The 23,114-nt window shown below is 44.5% G+C and carries 24 protein-coding genes; 17 read left to right on the top strand and 7 right to left on the bottom strand.

What is annotated here, in order from left to right; genetic code table 11:
* The first annotated feature begins 60 nt into the window (after window positions 1–60).
* From FHS16_RS09590 to FHS16_RS09580, 3 genes are all read left to right on the top strand, one after another.
* A complete protein-coding gene (locus FHS16_RS09590; protein WP_246431676.1) occupies window positions 61–1,842 on the top strand; it encodes an AraC family transcriptional regulator in 1,782 nt (593 codons plus the stop codon).
* 224 nt (window positions 1,843–2,066) lie between these two features.
* A complete protein-coding gene (locus tag FHS16_RS09585; protein ID WP_183561311.1) occupies window positions 2,067–3,080 on the top strand; it encodes an ABC transporter substrate-binding protein in 1,014 nt (337 codons plus the stop codon).
* Window positions 3,081–3,115: 35 nt separating this feature from the next.
* A complete protein-coding gene (locus FHS16_RS09580) occupies window positions 3,116–3,883 on the top strand; it encodes an IucA/IucC family C-terminal-domain containing protein (protein ID WP_183561309.1) in 768 nt (255 codons plus the stop codon).
* A 241-nt stretch (window positions 3,884–4,124) separates the two neighbouring features.
* Here the strand turns inward: FHS16_RS09580 and FHS16_RS09575 are convergent, their stop codons facing one another.
* Window positions 4,125–4,994, bottom strand: coding sequence for a helix-turn-helix transcriptional regulator (locus tag FHS16_RS09575; RefSeq protein ID WP_183561307.1), 870 nt, complete (start codon window positions 4,992–4,994; stop codon window positions 4,125–4,127).
* A 162-nt stretch (window positions 4,995–5,156) separates the two neighbouring features.
* Here FHS16_RS09575 and FHS16_RS09570 point away from each other — a divergent pair, with 162 nt between their 5' ends.
* Window positions 5,157–7,124 carry an alpha-amylase family protein gene (locus FHS16_RS09570; RefSeq protein ID WP_183561305.1) on the top strand — a complete coding sequence of 656 codons (1,968 nt, stop codon included), beginning with the start codon at window positions 5,157–5,159 and terminating at the stop codon, window positions 7,122–7,124.
* A 68-nt stretch (window positions 7,125–7,192) separates the two neighbouring features.
* On the opposite strand, the gene FHS16_RS09565 is transcribed toward FHS16_RS09570, so the two are convergent.
* The 4 genes from FHS16_RS09565 to FHS16_RS09550 form a co-directional block, all read right to left on the bottom strand.
* Window positions 7,193–7,426, bottom strand: coding sequence for a hypothetical protein (locus tag FHS16_RS09565; protein ID WP_183561303.1), 234 nt, complete (start codon window positions 7,424–7,426; stop codon window positions 7,193–7,195).
* Window positions 7,393–7,635, bottom strand: coding sequence for a hypothetical protein (locus tag FHS16_RS09560; RefSeq protein WP_183561301.1), 243 nt, complete (start codon window positions 7,633–7,635; stop codon window positions 7,393–7,395). Before FHS16_RS09560 ends, FHS16_RS09565 begins: the two co-directional genes overlap by 34 nt.
* A 148-nt stretch (window positions 7,636–7,783) precedes the next feature.
* Entirely contained in the window at window positions 7,784–7,996 is a 213-nt protein-coding gene (locus FHS16_RS09555; RefSeq protein ID WP_183561299.1) for a hypothetical protein, read from the bottom strand.
* A gap of 20 nt (window positions 7,997–8,016) precedes the next feature.
* Window positions 8,017–8,568 (bottom strand): helix-turn-helix domain-containing protein, encoded by a 552-nt coding sequence (locus FHS16_RS09550; protein WP_183561297.1) that lies wholly within the window; start codon window positions 8,566–8,568, stop codon window positions 8,017–8,019.
* Window positions 8,569–8,852: 284 nt separating this feature from the next.
* Between FHS16_RS09550 and FHS16_RS09545 the strand changes: the two genes are divergently transcribed.
* From FHS16_RS09545 to FHS16_RS09515, 7 genes are all read left to right on the top strand, one after another.
* Window positions 8,853–9,515 (top strand): alpha/beta hydrolase, encoded by a 663-nt coding sequence (locus FHS16_RS09545; RefSeq protein WP_183561295.1) that lies wholly within the window; start codon window positions 8,853–8,855, stop codon window positions 9,513–9,515.
* 13 nt (window positions 9,516–9,528) lie between these two features.
* Window positions 9,529–10,299 (top strand): dioxygenase family protein, encoded by a 771-nt coding sequence (locus FHS16_RS09540; RefSeq protein ID WP_183561293.1) that lies wholly within the window; start codon window positions 9,529–9,531, stop codon window positions 10,297–10,299.
* Between the two features lie 23 nt (window positions 10,300–10,322).
* Entirely contained in the window at window positions 10,323–11,681 is a 1,359-nt protein-coding gene (locus tag FHS16_RS09535; protein WP_183561291.1) for a hypothetical protein, read from the top strand.
* 181 nt (window positions 11,682–11,862) lie between these two features.
* Window positions 11,863–12,468: a YobA family protein gene (locus tag FHS16_RS09530; protein ID WP_183561289.1), complete on the top strand. Its 606-nt coding sequence runs from the start codon at window positions 11,863–11,865 to the stop codon at window positions 12,466–12,468.
* 281 nt (window positions 12,469–12,749) lie between these two features.
* The gene (locus tag FHS16_RS09525) at window positions 12,750–13,106 is read left to right on the top strand and encodes a copper amine oxidase N-terminal domain-containing protein (protein WP_183561287.1); all 357 of its coding nucleotides are present in this window, start codon (window positions 12,750–12,752) and stop codon (window positions 13,104–13,106) included.
* 257 nt (window positions 13,107–13,363) lie between these two features.
* A complete protein-coding gene (locus tag FHS16_RS09520) occupies window positions 13,364–14,134 on the top strand; it encodes an arylamine N-acetyltransferase family protein (protein ID WP_183561285.1) in 771 nt (256 codons plus the stop codon).
* Window positions 14,135–14,309: 175 nt separating this feature from the next.
* Window positions 14,310–15,293, top strand: coding sequence for a glycoside hydrolase family 43 protein (locus tag FHS16_RS09515; RefSeq protein ID WP_183561283.1), 984 nt, complete (start codon window positions 14,310–14,312; stop codon window positions 15,291–15,293).
* 253 nt (window positions 15,294–15,546) lie between these two features.
* Here FHS16_RS09515 and FHS16_RS09510 read toward each other — a convergent pair whose 3' ends face one another.
* Entirely contained in the window at window positions 15,547–16,053 is a 507-nt protein-coding gene (locus FHS16_RS09510; RefSeq protein ID WP_183561281.1) for an Rrf2 family transcriptional regulator, read from the bottom strand.
* A gap of 227 nt (window positions 16,054–16,280) precedes the next feature.
* On the opposite strand from FHS16_RS09510, the gene FHS16_RS09505 reads away from it, so the two are divergent.
* The 6 genes from FHS16_RS09505 (at window position 16,281) to FHS16_RS09480 (ending at window position 22,641) form a co-directional block, all read left to right on the top strand.
* Window positions 16,281–16,724 carry a carboxymuconolactone decarboxylase family protein gene (locus FHS16_RS09505; RefSeq protein ID WP_183561279.1) on the top strand — a complete coding sequence of 148 codons (444 nt, stop codon included), beginning with the start codon at window positions 16,281–16,283 and terminating at the stop codon, window positions 16,722–16,724.
* Between the two features lie 141 nt (window positions 16,725–16,865).
* Window positions 16,866–17,585 (top strand): YjjG family noncanonical pyrimidine nucleotidase, encoded by a 720-nt coding sequence (locus tag FHS16_RS09500; protein WP_183561276.1) that lies wholly within the window; start codon window positions 16,866–16,868, stop codon window positions 17,583–17,585.
* Between the two features lie 248 nt (window positions 17,586–17,833).
* Window positions 17,834–18,580, top strand: a complete 747-nt coding sequence (locus FHS16_RS09495; RefSeq protein ID WP_183561274.1) for an SDR family NAD(P)-dependent oxidoreductase — start codon at window positions 17,834–17,836, stop codon at window positions 18,578–18,580.
* Window positions 18,581–18,912: 332 nt separating this feature from the next.
* Window positions 18,913–20,433: a spore germination protein gene (locus tag FHS16_RS09490; protein ID WP_183561272.1), complete on the top strand. Its 1,521-nt coding sequence runs from the start codon at window positions 18,913–18,915 to the stop codon at window positions 20,431–20,433.
* A complete protein-coding gene (locus FHS16_RS09485; RefSeq protein WP_183561270.1) occupies window positions 20,426–21,508 on the top strand; it encodes a Ger(x)C family spore germination protein in 1,083 nt (360 codons plus the stop codon). Before FHS16_RS09490 ends, FHS16_RS09485 begins: the two co-directional genes overlap by 8 nt.
* A 20-nt stretch (window positions 21,509–21,528) precedes the next feature.
* Window positions 21,529–22,641 (top strand): GerAB/ArcD/ProY family transporter, encoded by a 1,113-nt coding sequence (locus FHS16_RS09480; RefSeq protein WP_183561268.1) that lies wholly within the window; start codon window positions 21,529–21,531, stop codon window positions 22,639–22,641.
* A gap of 47 nt (window positions 22,642–22,688) precedes the next feature.
* Here the strand turns inward: FHS16_RS09480 and FHS16_RS09475 are convergent, their stop codons facing one another.
* Entirely contained in the window at window positions 22,689–23,036 is a 348-nt protein-coding gene (locus tag FHS16_RS09475; RefSeq protein WP_183561266.1) for a winged helix-turn-helix transcriptional regulator, read from the bottom strand.
* Between the last annotated feature and the right edge of the window lie 78 nt (window positions 23,037–23,114).

The following is a 23,114-nucleotide window of genomic DNA, read 5'->3' as shown; positions in this document are numbered from 1 at the left end:
GAAACAGATAGACTTAACGACTCTAGCCGAATAAAGAACCTTCTTAGGAGTTGACATTATATGATGATTGTAGAGGATCACCTCATACTTTGGAATCATGTTTCGCTGAAGATCATTGATGTGAAGCGTACCAAGCTTCCGGTTGGCGAGCATTCGCATACGTCCCAGCTTTCGTCGAGTTTTCTACTATACGCGATACAAGGTCGTGCGCGAGTTCTGTTGGACGGAAAGGAGCACACAGTAGAGAATGGATATGTTTTCCACGCCGGTAAAGGTACAGTTCTTACGATCATGGACATTACCGACCCTGTTGAATATTACATGATACAATATTCGGCATCATTACCGCTCCCGTGCAGCCAAGATTTGCTTCAATTGATGAAACATACGGAACCGTTTGATGTCCAGTATGGGTTTGCGGTCGGCCATGCTGCTCCGCTGCTTATCACCTTGTCCCAAATGGAGCAGGGATGGAGCCAGCCCGAGGCGATGGCGAAGCTACATGTGAAATCATATTTTTATCAAATCATTTGTGAGCTAATGGGGCAACTTCAGCACCAGCAACAGGAGGACGAGACGCCAGATATCGTACTGCAGGCTGCCAGGTATATGGATGAGCATTTTGCCGAACCGATCACAGCAGATACACTCGCAAAGCTATTGCATTCCAGCCCTCGCACCATGCAGAGAATGTTCAACAAACGTCTTGATCTTGGTCCGATTGATTATCTCGTGCAGGTCCGTATAGAAAAGGCCAAAGCATTGCTATCTCGTACGAATGCGGGGCTCAAGGATATTGCGGAGGCCGTTGGTTATACAGACAGCTACTATTTCAGCCGGTTATTCAAGCGGTATACGGGCGTTTCTCCCAGCGCTTATCGAGAATCAATGCTGCAGGCCAAAAGTGCCGAACCGGAGAATAATGCTTTAACGCTTGGTCTGGTATCAGCTTGCAGCGAAGAGATGGCGTGGTCTGTTCCGCTGCAAGTCGCTATCCGACGATCACAACGGACGATTATTCATCTGAAGGGGGAGCTGCTGCTCCAGCGGCAGCCACAGAAAATTGCAGTGCTGGATCCCCAGTTTATGGATCATATGCTGGCACTTGGCGAGCAGCCGGCCGGCAGTGTCATGGTAACGAATGATAGGAACAGCTTTCCGGAGCATATGATTGAGAATCTGCGCATGATCATGCCCTTGGGAACGTTGGCTGCGCCTGATTTTGAAGCATTGCGTGCTTTGGCGCCAGATCTGATCATCTGCACGGAGTTCCAGATGGACATTTATGAAAACCTCTCTCGGTTAGCGCCGACCATCATGCTTGAGCGAAACCGTGATTGGAGGGATACGCTGCGAATCATTGGACGAATTATGGACAAAAACCGTGAGGCGGAACAAGTTTTGCAGCAATACAAACACAAAATCAATACTTTGAAATCGGCGCTCGCAGCAAAGCTGCATCGGCAGTCCGTGACGTTTATCCGGCCGAAGGACAATAGCATTAGGCTGCATACATGCGCGCATCGTACGGCGGCGATTCTTTACAAAGATTTGGGGCTGTATCCGCCGAAGCTGGCTCTTGACCGTAAAAGAACCAGCTCCATTCTTTCTTTGGAGGGTCTGCCGGATTTGGATGCAGATCATTATTTCATGTTGACCGACAATAAATATAAGGCTTGGTCCGATGAGATCCAGACTACGGCTGCTTGGAAAAATTTGCGTGCCGTGCAGCATCATCATGTTTACCACGCCGAAGCGAGCATTTGGATTGCGTATTACGGTCCTATAGCTATGAATCAGGTAGTTGATCAAGTAGCGGAAGTTTTCTTGGATGCGAAATAAGCTAGCATAACCTAAAGTACAGGAATGAACTATCGTTTGATCATCCATTTCTTAAATAAACACTGTTGCATTCAGATCTGTCGATTTGAGCAGCAGTGTTTTTTTGACGCCTTAATCTATAGCGATTGGCGCAAATATCCATTGAAGATCATAAGGCGAGTCGTTATAGTGTTGTAAGTGACGATGAGTGTCATTCTCAATTAAGAAGCGGAGGAATCATACATATGTATCCAAGGAACAAATTAGCGTGGACCTTTTTCTTGTTAGTAAGCTTAGTCATGATTCTAGGCGCATGCTCAGACAACTCCAATCAAGGCAGCAATAAGGCAGAGGCAGGAACGACGAATCAATCGCAAGCGACAAGTGAGCAGAACGAAAATAGCCACTCCGAAGCGGAGCCAGTTCCTCCAGCACCGGTCACTATTCAGCATCTGAAAGGAGAAATGACGCTTGAGAAGGTACCGGAGAAAATCGTAGTGTTGGATGTTCAATACGCAGATCAAATGCTGGCGCTCGGATATCAGCCGGCGGGAAGCGTAGTAGCCGAAACCGACAACGGACTTCCTCCATACTTGGGCGATAAGATGGGAAATATTCCGCTGCTCGGAACATATGTGGAGCCAAATCTTGAAGGTATCATAGCAATCGAACCGGATCTAATCATTGCCACTGAATTCCATGACGAGATTTACGATGAATTACTCAAAATCGCACCAACGATTTCACTAGAGCGCAACGAGGATTGGCGGACCGTACTGCTGAAGTTTGGGCAAATTTTGAATAAGCCGCAAGAGGCGCAACAGCTGGTTGATGGATACAAACAAAAAATAAGCGAGCTAAAAGCGGCATTGGCAGTAAAAATGAAGGATCAAACGGTTGCACTGATCCGGCCTAGAGATGCCATGATAAGGCTCCAAACGACCGCACATCGAACTTCTCAGATTTTATACGATGATCTAGGCTTGACTCCACCGGAAATGGCCGTGAACAGCAAGGATTCAAGTATGATGATTTCGCTTGAAGTGCTTCCTGAATTGGCTGCCGATCATATGTTTTTGCTCCAGGACGATACGAACTTGGAGCTTACGACTGAATTTCAGAACACGGCGATTTGGAAAAGTCTGAATGCGGTTAAGGAAAATCAGGTATATGCAGAGAATACAGCGCAGTGGATTGGCTATTATGGTCCCATTGCAATCGATTTAATCGTCGATCAGATCGCTGATGCACTCCATTAATTCAGCTCGAGCGTAGAGCCCTGGGAGGTTTTTGTATGAACAAGCTATCACGAATTGCACAGGGTGAATGGGAATACTTAAATCAGGAGTGGGGCTTGTGCGAATATGATGCAAGCCGTTCCGATTCTTCGGTGAGAGCTTCGGAATTGCTCGACGTAGAGAGATGTTCTGCGTATCTGGATAGATTGTCAGCGCTTTTGCAATCTCCGTCTCGGATGATCACAGCTTCGCAGTTTTTCAAACGATACGCCTTCATAACGGCTGTTCCTTTGCTTTACGCCATGACGGCGTACAACAAAGGACTGGATTTATCTGCCGAGAATTGCTTGATTGAACCTTCACAGAGTCATTCCGGGTTAGCGCATATAAGTTTAGCCTTTGCAGATGCGGTTATGCCCGAAGCTGCTGAACGGCATGAATGGCGCAATTCGGTCATCCAAGGCCTTTTCGCTGGTAATATAGGGAAATTAATTGCCGTCATGTCCAGCGTTGCCAATGTGCCCAAGCCTATTCTATGGGAGAATGTTGCCGTTCGTGTATTCTCGCTTTATGAGAAAAGAATCGGGGTAACGGGAGAACAGCATGGGCAAGCCCATGGACGAGTTGACTTTCAATATTTGATTCACGAGGCTCCTGGAGCGCTATTTGGGGAAAAACAAAATCCGTTGGGCCGTTTTTACGGAAAACCGACATGTTCATCTGCTTCTAATCCATATCTGCGGATTCGTAAAACTTGCTGCTTCTACTATGAAGTCTCCAATGTTAAAGAATACTGCACGAACTGTCCTATATTGAAGAGCTAAACGATATAAGGCTTGTTCGTCCAAGAATAACGTAAACATGTATAACGTAAACATGTATAACTAGAGGCTGACCCAATCGTGTTATACGACATTCGATATTTTTAATTGACATGCGAAAGGACCTCAAAATCCACCGAGAAGTGGAGGCTGAGGTTCTTTTGTTTGGTCATTTCCGTGAGGAACTTTCGAAAGAATACAGGTACGCGCTTCATCATCCCGCCAAGCGGTGAACGGCTGTTTGTCAGGCCATGCCTATTCGGGCAGACCGATATTGACCCGGCGTCTTTCCGGTATGTTTGCGAAATAAACGAATGAAATAGTTGGCATTCTCGATGCCTACCCGTAGACCGATTTCGGATACGGAGAGATCCGTGTTTTCAAGCAGTGCTTTGGCCGTCCTGATCTGCAGATCGTGCATATACTGGAGCGGGCTCATTCCCGTATGTTTCTTGAGGCAGCGGGCGATATAGTCGAAATGGAAGTGAAGCGACTGCTCCATATGCTTGGCATCAAATGGGCTGGTCAAATGCTGCTGCAGATAGGCGATCGCTTGGTCGCAGAGTAGTCTGGACCGGGGTACGTATTGCGTTCGCAACGCCGTTTGCAACTCAACGAACAGGCCGGCCAGCTGCGTCTGAAGCGGCAAGGAGCTTTTGGGCGATAAGGAATGATGCAGCTCCAGCATCCGTTGCAGGAACGGGACAACATCAAGGTTGTGAACGCTGGTGAATTTCGGAATATACATAACCTGCCGGTGCGGCGCGACATCATGATCGGTTCCTTTGGCAGAAGGGACGGACCACGGAATTTGCCCGTTGTCGATATTTCGCACGGGTGCCGGATGGACAAAATGGATCCAATAAATTTCAGTCGTTTCTTCGCAGGGGCGATGACCGACATGGGTGAGATTCGGTTCGAGCACAAGTATGGAGCCTTCCTTGATCTCGTATTGGACATCGTCTTCCGTTATATACAAAGTTCCTTGCATGACGAATAACATGTCGTAAACGTTGAACGACCGGACAAAGTGCTGCTGTCCCGGCGGCCAGAAGGAATGGCCGATTGTCAACAATTGGGGGAGTGGAGGGATCGTTAGTTCCAGACAGCGCATCGCGGGACATCTCCTATTCAGGGTAAGCGTTTTCTAATTGTATCACACACTTCCTGCTTGGAAGGTAGAAAACATGCTATAAAAAGTCGCTTATGAACCTGTCCGGCGGAACGTGGAGCTTATATAGTTAAGCTATACGAACCGGAAAGGAAGATACCACTTATGCGATTCCGTCAGGTCCATTTAGATTTTCACACTTCCGAAGCGATTTCACCGATCGGAGCCCGTTTTGACAAGAAACAGTTTCAGGAGATGCTGCAGCTTGGCCATGTCGATTCCATCACGCTATTCTCCAAATGCCATCACGGCTGGGCTTACCATCCGTCAGAAGCAAATGAGATTCATCCGGGGCTTGGCTTCGATTTGCTTGGCGCCGCTATTGAGGCGGCACATGAAATTGACGTTAAGACGCCCGTATACTTATCGGCCGGCCTGGACGAGAAGCTGGCGAGGCGCCATCCGGAATGGCTGATCCGCGACGAGAATGATCATACGAATTGGGCTAATGGCTTCATGGAGCCTGGCTATCATCAGTTTTGCATGAATTCACCTTACCTGGATATTCTGCTCGAACAAATTCGCGAAATGTTGTCCCGCTATGACGCAGACGGCTTATTCCTTGATATAGTCGGGGTGCGCAATTGCTACTGCCATAGCTGTGTCGAGAGCGTACGGCAGGAAGGAAACGATCCTCGGGAAGTGGCTGTGATGCGTCTTCTATGGGAGAATACGTACGCGAATTATACGGCAAAGGTAAAGGAAACCGTTGAATCGGTGAAGCCGGGGCTGCCGATCTTCCATAATGGCGGGCATATCGCTCGAGGCCGCCGCGACTTAGCTGTTATGAACAGTCATTTGGAGCTGGAATCGTTGCCGACGGGTGGCTGGGGCTATGACCATTTCCCGCTTTCGGCCAGGTACGCGCAGACGCTAGACGTTGAATTTCTTGGCATGACCGGAAAGTTCCATACATCCTGGGGGGAATTCGGCGGCTTTAAGCACCCGAACGCGCTGCGTTATGAAACAGCGCTCAGCATCGCGAATGGCGCACGCTGCTCCATTGGCGACCAGCTGCATCCCGACGGATACATGGATGAAGCAACCTATGCTTTGATCGGCGCAGCTTATAGCGACATTAAGAGCAAGGAAGCATGGTGCGTGAAGACGACGAACGTTGCGGACGTGGCGCTTCTGTCGTTAGAAGCAACCGGCGTACATGCGATGGCGGAGGCTCGGAATACGCATTCGGATGCCGGGGCGGTACGGATGCTGCTTGAGGGAAAAGTACTGTTTGACGTCATCGATAAGGAGCAAGATTTTACTGCCTATAAGGTGTTGATCCTCCCGGATTACGTGGCGGTGGATGACGGGCTGCAAGGCCAATTGGAGTCTTATCTGCAGCAGGGGGGTAAAATAGTCGCGACGGGCTGGTCCGGACTTGATGCTGAAGGCAATCGATTTGTAATCGATCTTGGTGTAAGGCATGTAGGGACGAATCCGTTCCGTCCCGATTATTTTCGGCCATCCTTTAAGCCTGGCAGCTTGGGAGCGACCTCCTATATTTTCTATTCCCAGGGGCAAAAGGTCGAGCTAGCCGGCGGAACCGAGCTGGGACAACGCGAAGATCCGTACTTCAACCGCGACGTATTTACGTTCTGCTCGCATCAACATACGCCGAGCAGCTATACTTATGGTGGACCTGGGATGGTAGAGAGCGGCAACGGCATCTATATCGCCTGGAATGTGTTTGAGGATTATGCGACCAAAGGAAGCTTGATCTTGAGAGAAGTCGTTCTGTTCGCGCTGAATCGGCTGCTTACAGCCAAGACGCTGCAAACGAGCTTGCCTGCGCAAGGCGTGGTCACGCTGCAAGAGCAGAAGGAAGAGAATCGGCTGGTCAATCACCTGCTCTACGCGTCTCCGGTACGTCGGGGCGAAGGGATTGAAGTGATTGAGGATATCGTCCCCATATATGATGTGGAGGTTTCCGTTCGGACGGCCAAGTCCGTGAAGCAGGTATATCTTGCACCGCAACTGACACCGCTTCCGTTCAGCTGCGAGAAGGAAACCGTTTCCTACACCGTACCCGTGCTGGAATGTCATCAAATGGTTGTCATCGACTACGAATAATTGAGAGTATCATAGGCAGACGCCCGGCTGGGGCGTCTGCCTTATTGTTGTGCCTAAACCTATTCATGTTATAGCGAATGCGTCATCATTTCATTTACTCGCTGCAGCCAGCGCTGCAATTCACGGCCAATCGCATGAGGATTCTCCTCCAATAGATGGTGGAAGCCTTTCCCGATATCGAAGAGCGTAAGGTTTTGTAGATGGCTCCGGCACCAGTCGAGCTGGGGCTCGCGTACTGTACAGCTAGGAGTGGCATAGAACAACAGCATCATACCCACGATAAATACGCTTTGACCTCGCATGAACGGCCATCCCTGCTCTGAGTCGCTGCGTTCTGCGCGTAGGGGATTACATTGCGGAACGCGTATGACCAGGTTGGGTTACCGTGCAAGAAAACAACCGGGGCGCCGATTCCTTCATCCATGTAGTGGAGGCGATGACCGTTTACCGTCGCATATCTCGATTCGTACGGATAATCTTTCCCGATTGTTTTCGTATTTATATTGGACACTTAGATACAACTCCTTGTCATGAATAACTATTGTATCCCGATCTTATCATCCCATCGAAGTCGGCTCATTGTGAAAATGCGACAAGTTATTGCTAAGAATAGCCTTCCCGTTGATTGCGGGAAGGCTATTGTCTTCATAATATAAATGTTAGCCTGTGGAGGAAGTTGTTTCGAATGTCTTGCCGTTCTCCAAACGTTTCATCGGCTGTCCATATTGTATGCCTATAACGGTCATGGCTGACGGCAATACTTTGACAGGGTGACGGTTAGCGAAGTTTGTCCGGTTAAAATCCTCTTGCAAAAGCAGGGCGTCTATATATGGAGACAGTTCCGGTAGTGGAGAGAAACGTTGAAGCAGCATGAAGAGTCTCCTCTGCAAAGTTAAATCAGATCTTGACCATTCTCATTTTCTGTATAGATGGATATCAAAACAATTGCTGTGTCCTCGCCAATGTTTCTTACTAAATGTGGCGTGCACGCATTCCAGCTGAATGAATCGCCTTCTTCGAACTCAGCCGCATCCTCTCCCTGCACCGCATATACGCTTCCTTTAATGACGATATGGACTTCTTCACCTTCATGTGCGTGAGGCGCAGCTCCTGTAGACGCGCCGGGAGGAAATTCCACGAGCATCATTTTAACGTTCTTCGTAGAGCTAAGATGCTCGACTTTTAATTTTTCCGGACCGCTTGTGGTGATTTTTCGTTCATCCTTCCGAACAAAGCTCATCCGTTCATCTTTCTTTAATAGCAAATAGGCTAAAGGTACGTGCAGGGCTTGCGCTATGTTTTCCAGTGTCGCTATGGAAGGGGACGTTTTATTTGTTTCAACCTGACTCATGAAACCTTGGGAGAGTCCGGTTGTTTCACATATTTGAGCGATGGTGATACTTTTTCGCTTTCGAATTGTCCGTATTGTGGTTCCGATATCCATCGCATTCACCTCTTGAATATTAGTAATATGAATTATAAATACATATTAACAATTTAAGTGTTGACAAGTCAATGATCGCATCGTTAAATTACTCATATAAATGTTATTTCCTTATCACTAATATTTATTGCGGCGGGAGTGAAGGACAATGACGATGAGTATAGTTGTTTCAATTATGATGCGAATGGTACTTGGCATTCAATTTATCTTTCACAGCGTAGATAAGCTTCACATGGGTATTGTCAAAAACGTACGGTCTAGCTTACCAAACAAGGAGAGTTTATATGATTCCGAAATATCAATATGATGTGCACCTGCCCGTTAACCTCGAACCTGGCAAGACCTATCCAACCATTTTCACCTTGCATGGCAAAGGCTCGAATGAAACAAATATGTTCGGTCTTGTTGCTCCGTTAGCCGAAGATTTCATCATCATTGGCATACGCGGCAATTTGCCGCTTGGCGCCGGCTATCAGTATTATGATTTGAAAAGCCTGGGTAATCCGATTCGGGAAATGTTTGATGAAGCGGTCAATGCGCTTGAGTCATTCATTCATTATGCAACAGATAAGTATCCGATAGATCCAGTCAAAAGGTATTTACTCGGCTTTAGTCAAGGTGCTATTTTATCAATGACACTTGCATTCGTAATGGGTGAACGGTTAAAAGGAATCGTTGCACTAAACGGATACATTCCTGACTTTGTGAAATCGGAGTACCCTATTCGAAGCATGAAGAATGTTGCGGGATTTATTTCTCATGGTGAATATGATTCGGTATTTCCGGTACGGATTGGCCATGAAACCGCTGCGTATATGAATGATCAGATGAATCGCTTGTTCTTCAAATTATATCCGACCGACCACGGCGTATCGGAAGAGAACCAACTTGATTTTATGAACTGGCTTATGAAAGATGCAGAAATAAACACCATTAAACACCAATAAGGAGTGAAGACCTATGATGCCTTCCTATTTTTTTGCGCATGGCGCCCCGTCAATCGTGCTTGAGGATAATCGTTATACAGATCTGCTTAAAACGTTTAAGAATCAAATGCCAAAACCAAAAGCAATCGTACTCTTTTCCGCTCACTGGGAAGAAACAGTTCAGTCGGTAAGCGCCGCTGATTCCTATGAAACCATTTATGACTTTGGCGGGTTTCAAGATGAACTTTACAAGATGACCTACCCTGCAAAAAGCGATAGCTCTCTAGCTGTACAGATTCAATCTTTATTTGCAAAGCAAGGTGTCCAAAGCGTTCTGGATGAAAAAAGAGGTTTGGATCACGGCGCGTGGGCCGTACTTAAGCTGCTTTATCCGGATGCGGATATTCCGGTTATTGCACTATCTGTAAATCGCAATTTGCCTAATGAGAAGCAGTACCAAATCGGAAAAGCGTTGGCTGAACTCCGCGAGCAGGATATACTTATCATTGGAAGCGGAGGCACCGTCCATAATCTAAGGAAATTAAACTGGCAGTCCAAAAATAATGAATCATGGGCAGAGCAGTTTGACGAGTGGCTGCAGAGCAAGCTTGAATCATGGGATACACAAGCATTATTTCAATATCGCGAACTTGCTCCATTTGCGCAAGAGGCCGTACCAACGAATGAACATTTTATCCCGCTCCTGCTTGCTATGGGGACGGGGGATTCCAATCGTAAAGCAACGCTTCTTCACCGCAGCTATCAATACGGCAACCTGAGCTTAAGCTGCTGGCAATTTAATTAAGATGGGAAAAGAGGACAGATCAGATGGCACCCGCAGTAAAAGCGGCAATGGAGAGAACGCTTATATTCTCAATTGCTGCGGTATATATTGCTTTGCAATTGACAAAGTTCGAGCTGCTAATCTATCTTCTGGGAGGCTTAGTGTTTGTTGCAATCGTCTTGCTGCTGCCGAAGCTTAAGGGAATGACGTTATGGCTAACCATGTCCTTTATGGTTACTGGAGCCGTGCTATTATGGCTTCAGAAAGCGGATGCTAGAATATGGTTTGAATCGGCTGGGATAAACGTGACCATCGTTACCTTGTTCCTATTCGCGCCATTATTCGGGATTCCGGTCCGCCTTCCAGCATACGTTGAAGCCTTGAAGAAGTTTTATGAAGTGAACTTGCGAAGCAAGTCCGCTTTATTCCTAGGAACGCAGCTTCTTACCCAGCTCATGGGTGTATTTATCAATGTTGGATCGATTCCGGTCGTTTATCAATTGGTCTACGTAAAGCCCCAGCCGGGCATGAATCTGCTGCTTGCAAATGCGCTAAACCGCGGTTTTGCCGGAGCAATTCTATGGTCCCCGTATTTCGCCGCGATGACCCTTGTGACCTCAGCGCTGGGTCTGCCATGGTCTTCCGTACTGCCTTATATGCTTGGGTTAGCGATCCTAAGCCTTTTTGTAAGCTGGTTGGTTGATTCTCGGGAATTGCTTCATATTGACCTAGCGGAACCTAGCCAGGCAGCGAAAAAAAAGGAGAGAGCGGTATTTCCGTTCGGACTCGGCATTTATTTGATAGCTGCTATTATTGTCATCTTGGCTATGGAGCGTGTGATCGATCTGCCCATGGTCTTATTAATTTGTTTGGCCGCACTTTCTTATCCACTTTTGTGGTGCTTTGTTAAGGGAGAAATGACCGTATACAAAGAAGGATTTAAAAATCATGTGACGGTCACTTTACCTGCTTTGCGGAAAGAGATCACACTGTTTCTAGCTGCTGGCTTCTTCAGCGGGTCAATCGGCGTAACGAAGTTTGGAGAGATTGTTCCGAGCTTGCTGGAGCATATTCCGCTGCCGGTAGCGGTCACATTTTCGATTTTCACAGTGGCATTAATTGCAGGTACCTCTTTAATAGGCCTTCATCCAATCGTGCCTGTTACCATACTTGCCGGAAGCATTGATCCTTTGCATGTTCAGATTAGTCCCATCTATTTCGCGGTGCTGCTGCTTGGAAGCTGGGCATTGTCTAATCCAATATCGCCCGCATCAGCCGTAAACAATTTGCTGGCTGGATTGCTCAAGAAGACGGTATTCGAGGTGGCAATGCCGAATTACAAATTTGCGGCCTGTATGGCATTGGGATTAATGATTTATTTATTGATTTTGGTGAAGTTTTAGATGTTGAACTTATTTAGGCCGCGTAACCCATGGTCATGTTTGAAACATAATCCTTTAGTGCTCGACATCAGTGTAGACCACCCTTAAGGGAAAAGCAGGCGATAACACCGGTTTATTCATGAAACAATTCCCATATTTTCCTCGTCTAAGTAAAAAACGTTGCTGCGAGGGGAACTTTATAATGAATGCAAAACATATGATTCTTATTAAATGCTTGTTTGTTATTCTCTTGTGTTTGTCCGGATGCGTTTCGAATCCGAATTCAGCTCTAGTCGTTTCTGAATCGAGCGGTAGTCCGAAGCCGACAGTTGATGCTATTTCAATGCCTTCTGGCATTGACGAATCGAAGCTGTCAGACCAGCATGCGTTTGAAGGATATATCGTAAAAAAAGAAGACAGCCGGATTCTCGTCGTCGAGCGTCGCAGCACAGATTATAGTGCAAACGGCGGAATGAGCGACTTCTATTCAGCGATCTGGTTTTCCGAAGTGACTGCTAATGTGGAGATCGGTCAGCAAGTGAAAATATGGATCAAGTATGGTGAATTAATGGATTCCTATCCTCAACAGGGAGAAGCAGAGCACCTAGTCGTCAAGTCTGGTTTGCAGCCTGAAGGAGCAACGATGAGCGAAGCAAAGGCTATCCGCCAAGCGCTATCTTCTCTATCCGATGAGAACTGGGAAATTCCGATTATTAAGGACGTCAATTATGATGCAACTGATTCCACATGGAAAATTTTTATCGGCCAGAACGGCGATAATAGCGGAAAAGAAATCATTACGAAGTAAGTGAAAACCCGAAAGCAACGTTTATTTCCGATTTATACAATAGAGAAGGTAGACGGGGAAAAATAAGCTTTGAAAGCACATAAGATTGATCCTTTATGGTTTTGGCATCGATAATGATGCACTGCTGACCTGTATCAATCGAAGGAGTATCTATAGCTTTACCATAAACAGGAAGAGGTTGCCGATATGAAACGGCAGCCTCTTCCTGTTAAATGGGAAAATAGTGCAACAAAATTTAACCAATTTCGTCTTAATCTGGTGGGTGACGTCATATTCGGATCATGAACAATCGAATAATGGTACCTCTGCGTGTGATTAGCGAAAATTTAGGAGCTAGCGTCTTTTGGTCCAATTCCGAGGTCATTCTCGCTAAAAACAACATAAAAGTAGTATTAACTTTGAACAGCAATATAGTGATGAAAAGTGGTGTGAAAATGCTGCTTGATGTCAAGCCATGCATCAAAGAAAATCGTATATTTGTTCCACTTCGTTTTATTGCTGAGACATTTGATTGCCATGTCAGTTACAGCAAATTTAAGGTGAATGTCGAAACTAAACCATTTTTGATCAATGGGGTGGAGCTTAAAGCCTTGCAGAAGAACGGTTTTCTAAAGGTTATTAGTAATACTGTTGCGTAAAGCAAATCTAATTCTAGTCCAATTCATGTGAGTGCAATAAAGATGCCCGCTGACCGGATGGTTAGCGGGCGCTTTAAGCTATTTATTGGTAATTCGCAGCAGTACTGATCGTGTATCTACTTTCATTTATTTGTATAGCAATAACTTCCATAGAGGTGTTAACATCAAATAGACCATATTTGTTGTTGAAATGGACATAGCTGCGGAATGGGATCGCAGTCAGAGCAAGTCATTTTCCAAAGGAAGGTGTTTTTACAGTGACTCATATTCATCAATCCATTCAGAACTATTTGGATCGCATCGGTTTTAAAGGATCGCTGGATGGCAGCGCAAACACGCTGGCAGACCTGCAAGAACAACATTTGTACACGGTTCCCTATGAGAATTTGGATATTCTGGCACGCAAGCCTTTATCACTTGATCCACAGGATCTGTATCAGAAAATTGTAGTGAGTCGGCGCGGGGGATATTGTTTCGAGTTAAATGCACTATTCGGATGGTTGCTGAGGGAGCTCGGTTATAAAGTAACGGATTTGGTCGCTAGGTTCTGGAGAGATGAGCAGCAGCTCCCGCCTAAAAGGCGTCATCATGTCCTCATAGTAGAAGTTGAAGGCATCGACTACCTGTGCGATGTTGGTGTAGGTGGGATCGTACCTTGCAGACCTATTCCATTAAATGAAGGGGTAGTACAGCAGCAAGGCAATCACGCCTTCCGGCTCGAAGTGGATGCTAATTTTGGCTGGTTGCTTTGCGAGCAGAAAAATAACGGATGGAATCGTATTTATTCCTTCACAGAGGAGCCGCAGCTGCCGAAAGACTATTTATTTGCGAGTTTTTGGTGTGAAAATGCCGATGATTCCATTTTTAACAAATACCCGATCGTTGCAATGCGAACGCCGGAAGGACGACGTACCGTTTCCGACCGTGAGTTCCGTATTTTTACCTCTGCCGGTGTAAGGACTTTCACGCCGAAGACAAACGATGAATTTAAATCAGCTTTGTCCACCTATTTTGGAATTGAGCATTGATTGCTAAATGAAGTGAAATTTCCCCTAAAATGGTTCGCTGTAGGATGGGATAGGTGTGCTGGACTAAAATCTATAGTTTTTCTGTGTTTTACTATGGAATGATGGGTTGTTTTCGGCTTTGAGAAGCACTACACTTTATTTATTCGTTAACCTCTATCGAAAAAGGAGATTTCAAATGAATAATAAACCAACACCTAACCAGCCGCTTGTCACTCATATTTATACGGCAGATCCCTCCGCGCATGTATTCGAGGGAAAAATTTATATTTACCCATCACATGATCTCGACCACGATGGTCCTAATAATGACAATGGTGATCAATATGCGATGGAGGACTATCATGTATTATCCATCGATAATTTCGATTCTCCGGTCGTTGATCATGGTGAGGCCATGCATTTGAAGGATATTCCTTGGGCTTCAAAGCAGCTTTGGGCACCTGATGCTGCCTATAAAAACGAAACATACTACTTATATTACCCTGCCCGCGATCATGACGGTATATTCAGAATTGGCGTAGCGACAAGCGCATCTCCTGCAGGGCCGTTTGCCCCTGAGCCAACTTACATGGAGGGCAGCTTCAGCATCGATCCTGCAGTGTTCATGGATGATGACAATCAGGCGTTCATTTATTTCGGAGGCCTATGGGGCGGTCAATTGGAAAAATGGCAGACAGGCATCTTCAAGCCAGATGAAACAGGGCCGGAGCAGGAAACGCCAGCGCTTGGTCCTCGGGTTGCGTTGCTGAGTGATGATATGCTGTCCATTCAAGGCGTTCCTCAGGAGATTTCGATTGTCGATGAGAACGGCCTTCCGATTACAGCTGGTGATGAGGATCGCCGATACTTTGAAGGACCATGGGTACACAAGCATAACGGCTGGTATTATTTGTCTTATTCAACGGGCACGACGCATAAGCTGGTTTATGCAATAAGCCAGAATCCGCTTGGCCCTTTTACATTTAAAGGGACGATTTTAACTCCGGTTATCGGGTGGACGACCCATCATTCAATTGTGGAATTCGAAGATAAATGGTATCTGTTCTATCACGACAGCTCCATGTCCGATGGCGTGAATCATAAACGATGTGTGAAATATACGGAGCTGCACTTTAACGAAGATGGAACGATAAAGACCATTCACTATAACGACTTATAATCAGACAGGTGAACGCCAATGTTTCCAAAATCCTATTCGAATTGTAATCGGTTCCTCATGAGCGAAGACCACCCTAATGGGTGGTTTTTTGCTTTCAAATAAAAGAACGGCATGGAAAAGATAACAGGAAACGAGAAACGATGTCGCAAACGTTATCCTTATCCATCACTAAAATAAAGTAAAAAGCTCCTGCAAGCTGCAGGAGCTTTTGTATTATTTCACCTACTGTACCTTGATAGTGCAGATTGTGGAGTTAGTGATTCAGGTTACTGTTTGCGAAAAATTCACGGGTTTCTTTGCGTGATTGAGGAGTGAGTACGCGATCAAGCTCTTCATTTAACCAAGTTAGCGTTTTGTTGCGCAGAAGATTGCGCATGCTATCCTCGGCATCAAGCATTACTAAATTAATGACACAGGAAGAAGCTTGCGTACAAGCTGCATATTCTTCATCGCGACAAAGGTAGCTGTTATTTTTAATATTTTTACATTGAAAAATGGGGGAAGCGCCTTCGACAGCTTCAACCACATCCCAAAACGAAATGTCCGCAGGAGGCTTTGCTAATTTATATCCGCCTTTTACACCAGGAACTGAGCTTACGATACCGGCTTTTGATAATTTTCCAAAAATTTTCGAAAGATAGGTTTCCGAAACACCTTGAAATGCGGAGAGCTCTTTAATCCCAATAGTCGAATCTTTTGGAATGTCAATTAAATATACCAAGCAATGCAGGCCATATTCAACTCCAATACTATACTGCATGCACACACCTGCTTTCTAGATAAAAAGATTGCTATTAATCATCTTAGGTGGATTTAAAACCCTTGTCAAATATGGGTGATGGGTATTCTTGCCGTAATGATCACTATTTGGAGTTGACAGATTTAAACTTAAGGTCTATATTGGGGATAAGATTAATCGACGATAAATGTTGTCGACGATTGTTCTGGTAGCGAAATTAAAATATAGCGAAAACGGAGGAATATACGATGAAAGTTAGATTAAATCATATGAGCGCTAACCCAGGTGCTTTGCAAGTAATGATGAAGCTGGAAGGGTTTATTAAGACAAGCGGCTTGAATGCAAATCTATATGAACTCATTAAGATTAGAGCTTCTCAGATAAACGGTTGTGCTTATTGTATGGCTATGCATACACGGGATTCACGGAAAATGGGCGAGACAGAGCAGCGGATTTATTTGCTTAGCGCATGGCGTGAAGCCCCTGTTTACACGGACAAAGAAAGAGCAGTGCTTGAGCTTACGGAAGCTGTAACTCGTATTTCAGAGCAAGGCGTGCCGCAGGAATTGTATGAAAGCGTTCGGGCTCATGTAGATGAGGCAGAATTTGTGACGATTATTATGGCAATCAACACCATTAATGCATGGAATCGAATTGCGATCTCTACAGGAATGTTCCCTGAAAAAGAATAAAGTTGCTTGATTTTAATGTCATATGCTGCAAAAATTCCCCGTACATCGACGATGCACGGGGATTGACTTCGTTTATAGCGTTATATTAACGTTGGTAAGGTGATAAGAATGAAAGACGATGATACCGTTAGGAGAGTTAATATGAGCTATAACTTGCTGCTATTCGATTTAGATGATACTTTGTTAGATTTTGGCGCTAATGAAACGGAATCGTTAAACAAACTGTTTCAGCAACAAGGCTATATTTTATCAGATGAAACATTTCAAGTATATCGTTCCGTCAACAAACAATTATGGGCTGAATATGAAAATGGAAATATCCTTTTGAATGATGTGCTAAACAAAAGATTTGCTGAAACGATGTTAAAGCTAGGAAAAGTCGTAGATGGCATGGAATGGGAAAATGAGTATAGGGAGCTATTGGGCAGTGGGAGCCAGCTAATGATTGAAGGAGCTTTGGAAGTTTGTCAAAGGTTATCAGCGTCCCACAGGTTATTTATTGTCACCAATGGCATCACTAAAACGCAGATCAGGCGATTGAAGTCATCTGGCTTGTATGATTTTTTTGAATATATTTTTGATTCGCAAAGTATCGGATTTCAAAAGCCATCTCCAAAGTTTTTCGAGTATGTGATGAATCATATTAAAGATTTTAACAAACAGGAAGCTCTCATTATAGGAGATTCATTAAATACGGATATCAAAGGCGGTATTTTGTCAGGGATTAATACGTGTTGGTTTAATAGGCATTCACTAGAAAGCTCTGCTGAAATTCAAAGTACTTATACGATCAATAGCCTAATGGAAATAATGGATATTTGCACCGCTGGAAATAAAGGGGAATTCAGTCCGCTTTTTTGATGAAACAACATTTGATGTTCTCATCCTCCGTGCATATACGAACAATAGCTAGTATTGCCAAAAAAATTTCGAGTGAAATGTCTCATTCCATCACAATTATTACTTTTAGGTGACTATATAACATAATAGTGCGTACTATTATTATTGTTACTATTCATTCATACTGGCGAGTATAAGATGTTCTTCACTCTTTTCGTAGAAGAACCTCCTATGCCAAACTAAAATAATGGTTAAAGGAGAGTCATCATATGGGTAAATTTGATGGTAAAGTAGCAGTCGTAACGGGAGGAACAAGCGGAATTGGCCTAGCAACTGCACAGCAATTCGTAAAAGAAGGCGCATACGTTTTTATTACAGGACGCAGACAAAATGAGCTTGATGAAGCAGTTGAATTAATTGGAAAGAATGTAACAGGCGTTCAAGGCGATATTTCCAAGCTGGAAGATTTGGACAAGCTCTACGAAACCGTGAAACAGGAGAAAGGGCATTTGGATATCCTCTTTGCAAATGCCGGCTTGGGATCGCTGCTTCCACTTGGTGAAATTACAGAAGAGCACTATTACAAAACATTCGACGTCAATGTAAAAGGAACGATATTCACGGTGCAAAAGGCATTGCCATTATTTCCGAATAAGATAGGATCGATTATCCTGACTGGTTCTACAGCAGGGGCGATGGGGAATCCAGCGTTTAGCATTTATGGCGCATCAAAGGCGGCGATCAGACAGCTGGTACGCAGCTGGATCCTTGATTTAAAGGGCACTGAAATCCGCATAAATGTACTCAGTCCCGGAACTGTTCATACGCCGGCTTACGATGATTTATTCGGTTCCAATTTAGAAAGCTTCCTTGCGTATGCTAAACAAGTTACACCATTAGGAAGAATTGGAGAAGTCGAAGAAATCGCTAATGCTGCCATTTTCCTTGCCTCTAAGGAGAGCAGCTATATTAATGGAATTGAACTGTTCGTAGATGGCGGGGTTGTACAAATCTAAAGTTAGAATATACGGTTGCAGATGTCTGAAAAACGGTGGCCTAACAAGGTCTAACAAGCACTAGGCAGATTGAGCCATTCATATATTCCTCTTCAAGTCACTTCTCAAAAACTGCCTTATGATCGCATAAGGTGAGAGTGAGCTTGAAGAGGTTTTTTTTTTGCGAAAAGAATAAATGGGGCAGGAAAAATCGGAAGCGTACTTATGCTTTTTTAATTAACCGGTCAGCTCGATCCTAAATCAAGCCTTGCGGCATCGGAAATGTATAGTTTTGGAGATCACCGAACATAATGGTGTTAACTCATACTACAGGTGCAGGCAAGGAGTAGACCATGCAGCGGAATAATGAACCTGCGAAGGATTCAACTAAACAAATGAAAGAAGCTCATAAAACGATCGCTGAGGTTTTACGACTGGCGTGCAAATCTAGTGATTTTCATCAATTTTCCCCGGTTGAAGGCGACTTTCCTGTTCGAATTCAAATTAGTTATTTTCAAACGCTAGTGGACAACTTGAAAATAAACCGTTACCTCGTTTCGGAAATCCAAAAAAATATCAAACATATAAATGGCATTGAGGATATGAAGAACATAATCCCCTTAGAAGAAATAAATGTGACCTATGATGCAGCAGAAGTGGAGAGAAAGCTGATTAAAGGTTATGTGCTCATCCAGTTAAACGAAACGGATGATGCATTCATTCTTGTAAACGTGAATATAACGGAACGCGGTCATCGCTTGAGCAATGACACCGAAAATGAATTTAGCGTCGTCGGGCCAAAAGTCGGCTTTGTGGAAAATATTGATCTCAACATTCACCTTCTTAGACAGCAAATGGCGGTGCCGGAGTTGGTGTTTGAAGAAGTAACAGTCGGGTCTATGTCCAACACAAAGGTGATGATCGTGTACCTGGATGGGGTGACGAACGATCAGCATGTGCAGACTGCCCGGCAGCGGCTCCAGGCGATTGACGTTGATATTATATATGACAGTTCGTTTCTTGATCAAATCATTTCAGACAACACCAATACGCCATTCCCGTTGTTTCTTTCCACCGAAAGAGTGGATCGCGTCATTTATGCCATTTCATCCGGCCAAGTCGCCGTTTTCTCCGACGGATCGCCTTATGTCATTACCGGACCGTCTACATTTTTGGATTTTTTTATATCGCCCGAAGATTATTACGTGCCGTGGATCATCGGTTCCTTCTTTCGCATCATTCGGATAATGAGTGTTTTTTTCTCTGTATTCGCTACTCCGCTTTATGTTGCCATATTAACCTATCATTTCGCCGTGTTGCCTGAAGCCTTGCTTGAACCGCTGATCATGTCACGGAGCCATGTTCCGTTTCCTCCAGTAATAGAAGCCATTTTTCTGGAAATCACAATTGAGCTGCTGAGGGAGGCAGGTGCGAGGCTTCCTACGAAAATCGGACAAACGCTGGGCATCGTTGGCGGTATCGTAATCGGGCAGGCAACGGTTCATGCGGCTCTGACCAGCAATATTTTGTTAATCATAGTTGCATTAACGGCGCTAGCCTCATTTACGACTCCTATTTTCAAAATGGCGAATACGATCAGGCTTTTGCGGTTTCCTTTTATCCTGCTTGCCGCTTTATGGGGAGGGCTTGGCATTACGGCTGGATTTCTTTTATTAACCGGTCATTTATTGCGGCTGAAATCGTTAGGGACGCCGTATTTGGTGCCGATATTCCCGTTCCGTACGGGTAATTTCTCAGACAGTATCATACGGGCATCGTATGCCTTTATGACAAGCAGAAGCAAATATTTAAAGCCTAAAGTGCTTACAAAGTATCAACCAAAGGAGGATAAGGAGGATATTAACGATGAGTAGCGTTAAGAATCTGTTGATTCCTTGTATAGCATTGTGTTTTCTTACCGGCTGCGGCAGCGATGGTGTTGTCGATCATATACGGAGCTTAACCGTGCTTGGGATCGACAAAAATGATTCCGGATATACGGGATCGGCTTTATATTCAGATTATGAGGATAAAGGGAAAATCAAGGTGCTCAACGGAAAAGGGAAGCAATCAAGGGAAATCTTCAACGAGATGGCCTTCGAATCCGCGCAGCCGGTCCGGATGGAGAAGCTCAAAATGCTGGCGTTCAGCAGAGAGGTTGCCGAAGGAGGAATTACTAATTTCCTTAAAACGATCTGTCGGGACCCTGTCATCAGCAACTATGTGATCCTGGCTGTTTTTGACGAACCATTTGCCGCTGTATCGGAAAGCCTTGCAGGGAAAGGGAGTCAAAATTACCCTTATCAATTAATCGAACAAAATATGAAGGAAAAAATGATTCCATATTCGAATCTGTCAACCGTACTGTTTGATTTTTATGGCACGGGACGGGATTTTTCCGTACCCTATCTCAAATTAAACCCCAAAAAGCAGGTTGAAATTTCTGGATATGCGATTTTCAAGGCAGATCTTTTAAAGCTTGTCTTGGATCAGGATGAAATGATATATTTCAAATTGCTGCAAGGCAACGCTTTGCGGGGGGATATTCCGTTTGTCATCCAAAAGGGCTCAAACGTGTCGCCAGCTATTTTCACAATTAATTCCGGCAAGCTGAATAGGAAGGTCATCCAAAATCAGGACGGGACAACATTGACTTATTCGTTCGTACTAAGCGGAATGGTAAATGAATATCCGGATTGGTTTTCATTAGATGTAGAAAAAAACACGCATTCATTAGTGCAGCAACTGGAGGCGCAGCTTCAAAGCCATCTTCTTGCCTTGCTGCACAAGTTCGTAGAAGAGGAAGTTGACCCGCTCGGAATCGGCGATTTGATGAGGACTCGCCATCGCAGCTGGTCGGAAGACAAGTTCTATGCGAACGAATATAAAAATATCAAATTCGATGTTCATTTCCGTACGAGCCTAAGCAAATCCGGAGTCGGGGAGTAATTTCGTCAGGAGGATATCCGGTGGGAAAACAAGTGAAGGAAAGCTTAACTGTATCGCCATATCTGCTATGGACCTTAATACACGGCACGCAAATGGGAAGCACCTTGTTGATTTTCCAAAGCCGCATTATTAACGGAGCCGAGATGGACTCTCTATTTTCTTTTGCGGCAGTGGGACTAAGCTTGCATTTGATTATTGCGATGATGTTTTATTTGCTGTCCCACTCAACGGAAGGCGACATTATTTCTTTGCATAACCAATTATTCGGAAAATGGGTCGGCAGCCTTATGACGTTTGTGTTCTATGGCTATATTCTTTTATTTATCGTAAATGAATTAAGACCATATATAGAAGTCATACATGTATGGGTGTTTCCGTATACACCGCTTTGGAGTTTGTCGATCTTGTTTCTGCTGGTTGCCTCTTACATTGTTTCCGGAGGCTTAAGAGTCATTACGGGTATTTGTTTCTTCTGTGTCATCATACCTAGCCTGTTGATCCCGTCGCTGTATTTCCCGCTAAAGCAGGCGCATTGGACGAACTTTCTCCCTCTGTTTAATCACAATGCTCATCAGTTCGCAGAGTCTGCCTATCATTCCTTAACTACGATGTTAGGTGTTGAGTTTTTGCTTTTGCTGTATCCTTTTATTAAAAACCAGGAAAAGTCTAAGAAATGGGCTCATATAGCGGTTGCCCATTCCACATTAATTCCATTGATTATCGCGTTTGTTAGCTTTTCCTATTTTAATATACAAGAACTGCAGCATACGATCTGGCCAACGCTTATATTGTCCAAAATCATTCGTTTTCCTTTTCTTGAACGATTTGATTATATTTATATTTTTATTTGGTTTTTTGTCATAATTTCCGCATGCTGTGTCGGCTTATGGGGTGCAATCCGAATTCTAAAAAAAACGATCGGTATCAAATCTAGGCCTTCACTATGGATAACCGGTGGTCTTGTATTTGTCATTATGCTTCCGATGAAAAATCCGATGATGATAGAAAAGCTGGATTCCGTATTGACCTTGTCCGGTTGGATTCTATTGTATGGATATATTCCGCTGCTATGTGCATGGATGAGCCTAAGGAGATGGTTTGCAAATAAAAAGAGCATGCACAATGAGAATTAGCAACCCAAGGGAAATGAATGTTCTTTTGACGGATAAATATCGAATGGTTATTCCAATTTCAGAATCTCGTACTCATCCTGGGCGAATGCTTCCTCAGCATAACCGATACCCCATGAGCAAAGTGCTTTTAATACCGTTTCAAGCGATTGCCCAAGCTCTGTTGTGGAATACTCGACTTTCGGAGGGACCTGATTAAACATTTTTCTAGCGATAAGACCACTTGATTCTAGTTCTCTAAGCGTTTGAATGAGCATTTTTTGAGTAATATTAGGAATGAGCCGCTTAAGCTCGCTCGTTCTTTTTGGCCCTTTTATGACATGGTATAAAACAAGCCCTTTCCATTTTCCTCCAATAACGTCCAATGTAACCTCTAAATCACAGTAATAGGTTTTCATAACTGAAATATCAGCTCCTTCATACAATTATCACTTTTTAACCACTATACTACAAATAAGACTGTACTGCTCGAAATG

It is taken from the genome of Paenibacillus endophyticus (assembly GCF_014192395.1).
In the GTDB taxonomy this organism is placed as follows: Bacteria; Bacillota; Bacilli; order Paenibacillales; family Paenibacillaceae; genus Pristimantibacillus; species Pristimantibacillus endophyticus.
Note: the sequence above shows the minus strand (reverse complement) of the source record. Positions and strands in the feature narration are given on the sequence as shown.

Coding starts and splice junctions, on each gene's coding strand:
- FHS16_RS09590 (WP_246431676.1), top strand. CDS start 61: ATGATGATTGTAGAGGATCACCTCATACTTTGGAATCATGTTTCGCTG.
- FHS16_RS09585 (WP_183561311.1), top strand. CDS start 2,067: ATGTATCCAAGGAACAAATTAGCGTGGACCTTTTTCTTGTTAGTAAGC.
- FHS16_RS09580 (WP_183561309.1), top strand. CDS start 3,116: ATGAACAAGCTATCACGAATTGCACAGGGTGAATGGGAATACTTAAAT.
- FHS16_RS09575 (WP_183561307.1), bottom strand. CDS start 4,994: ATGCGCTGTCTGGAACTAACGATCCCTCCACTCCCCCAATTGTTGACA.
- FHS16_RS09570 (WP_183561305.1), top strand. CDS start 5,157: ATGCGATTCCGTCAGGTCCATTTAGATTTTCACACTTCCGAAGCGATT.
- FHS16_RS09565 (WP_183561303.1), bottom strand. CDS start 7,426: ATGCGAGGTCAAAGCGTATTTATCGTGGGTATGATGCTGTTGTTCTAT.
- FHS16_RS09555 (WP_183561299.1), bottom strand. CDS start 7,996: ATGCTGCTTCAACGTTTCTCTCCACTACCGGAACTGTCTCCATATATA.
- FHS16_RS09550 (WP_183561297.1), bottom strand. CDS start 8,568: ATGGATATCGGAACCACAATACGGACAATTCGAAAGCGAAAAAGTATC.
- FHS16_RS09545 (WP_183561295.1), top strand. CDS start 8,853: ATGATTCCGAAATATCAATATGATGTGCACCTGCCCGTTAACCTCGAA.
- FHS16_RS09540 (WP_183561293.1), top strand. CDS start 9,529: ATGATGCCTTCCTATTTTTTTGCGCATGGCGCCCCGTCAATCGTGCTT.
- FHS16_RS09535 (WP_183561291.1), top strand. CDS start 10,323: ATGGCACCCGCAGTAAAAGCGGCAATGGAGAGAACGCTTATATTCTCA.
- FHS16_RS09530 (WP_183561289.1), top strand. CDS start 11,863: ATGAATGCAAAACATATGATTCTTATTAAATGCTTGTTTGTTATTCTC.
- FHS16_RS09525 (WP_183561287.1), top strand. CDS start 12,750: ATGAACAATCGAATAATGGTACCTCTGCGTGTGATTAGCGAAAATTTA.
- FHS16_RS09515 (WP_183561283.1), top strand. CDS start 14,310: ATGAATAATAAACCAACACCTAACCAGCCGCTTGTCACTCATATTTAT.
- FHS16_RS09510 (WP_183561281.1), bottom strand. CDS start 16,053: ATGCAGTATAGTATTGGAGTTGAATATGGCCTGCATTGCTTGGTATAT.
- FHS16_RS09505 (WP_183561279.1), top strand. CDS start 16,281: ATGAAAGTTAGATTAAATCATATGAGCGCTAACCCAGGTGCTTTGCAA.
- FHS16_RS09500 (WP_183561276.1), top strand. CDS start 16,866: ATGAGCTATAACTTGCTGCTATTCGATTTAGATGATACTTTGTTAGAT.
- FHS16_RS09495 (WP_183561274.1), top strand. CDS start 17,834: ATGGGTAAATTTGATGGTAAAGTAGCAGTCGTAACGGGAGGAACAAGC.
- FHS16_RS09490 (WP_183561272.1), top strand. CDS start 18,913: ATGCAGCGGAATAATGAACCTGCGAAGGATTCAACTAAACAAATGAAA.
- FHS16_RS09485 (WP_183561270.1), top strand. CDS start 20,426: ATGAGTAGCGTTAAGAATCTGTTGATTCCTTGTATAGCATTGTGTTTT.
- FHS16_RS09475 (WP_183561266.1), bottom strand. CDS start 23,036: ATGAAAACCTATTACTGTGATTTAGAGGTTACATTGGACGTTATTGGA.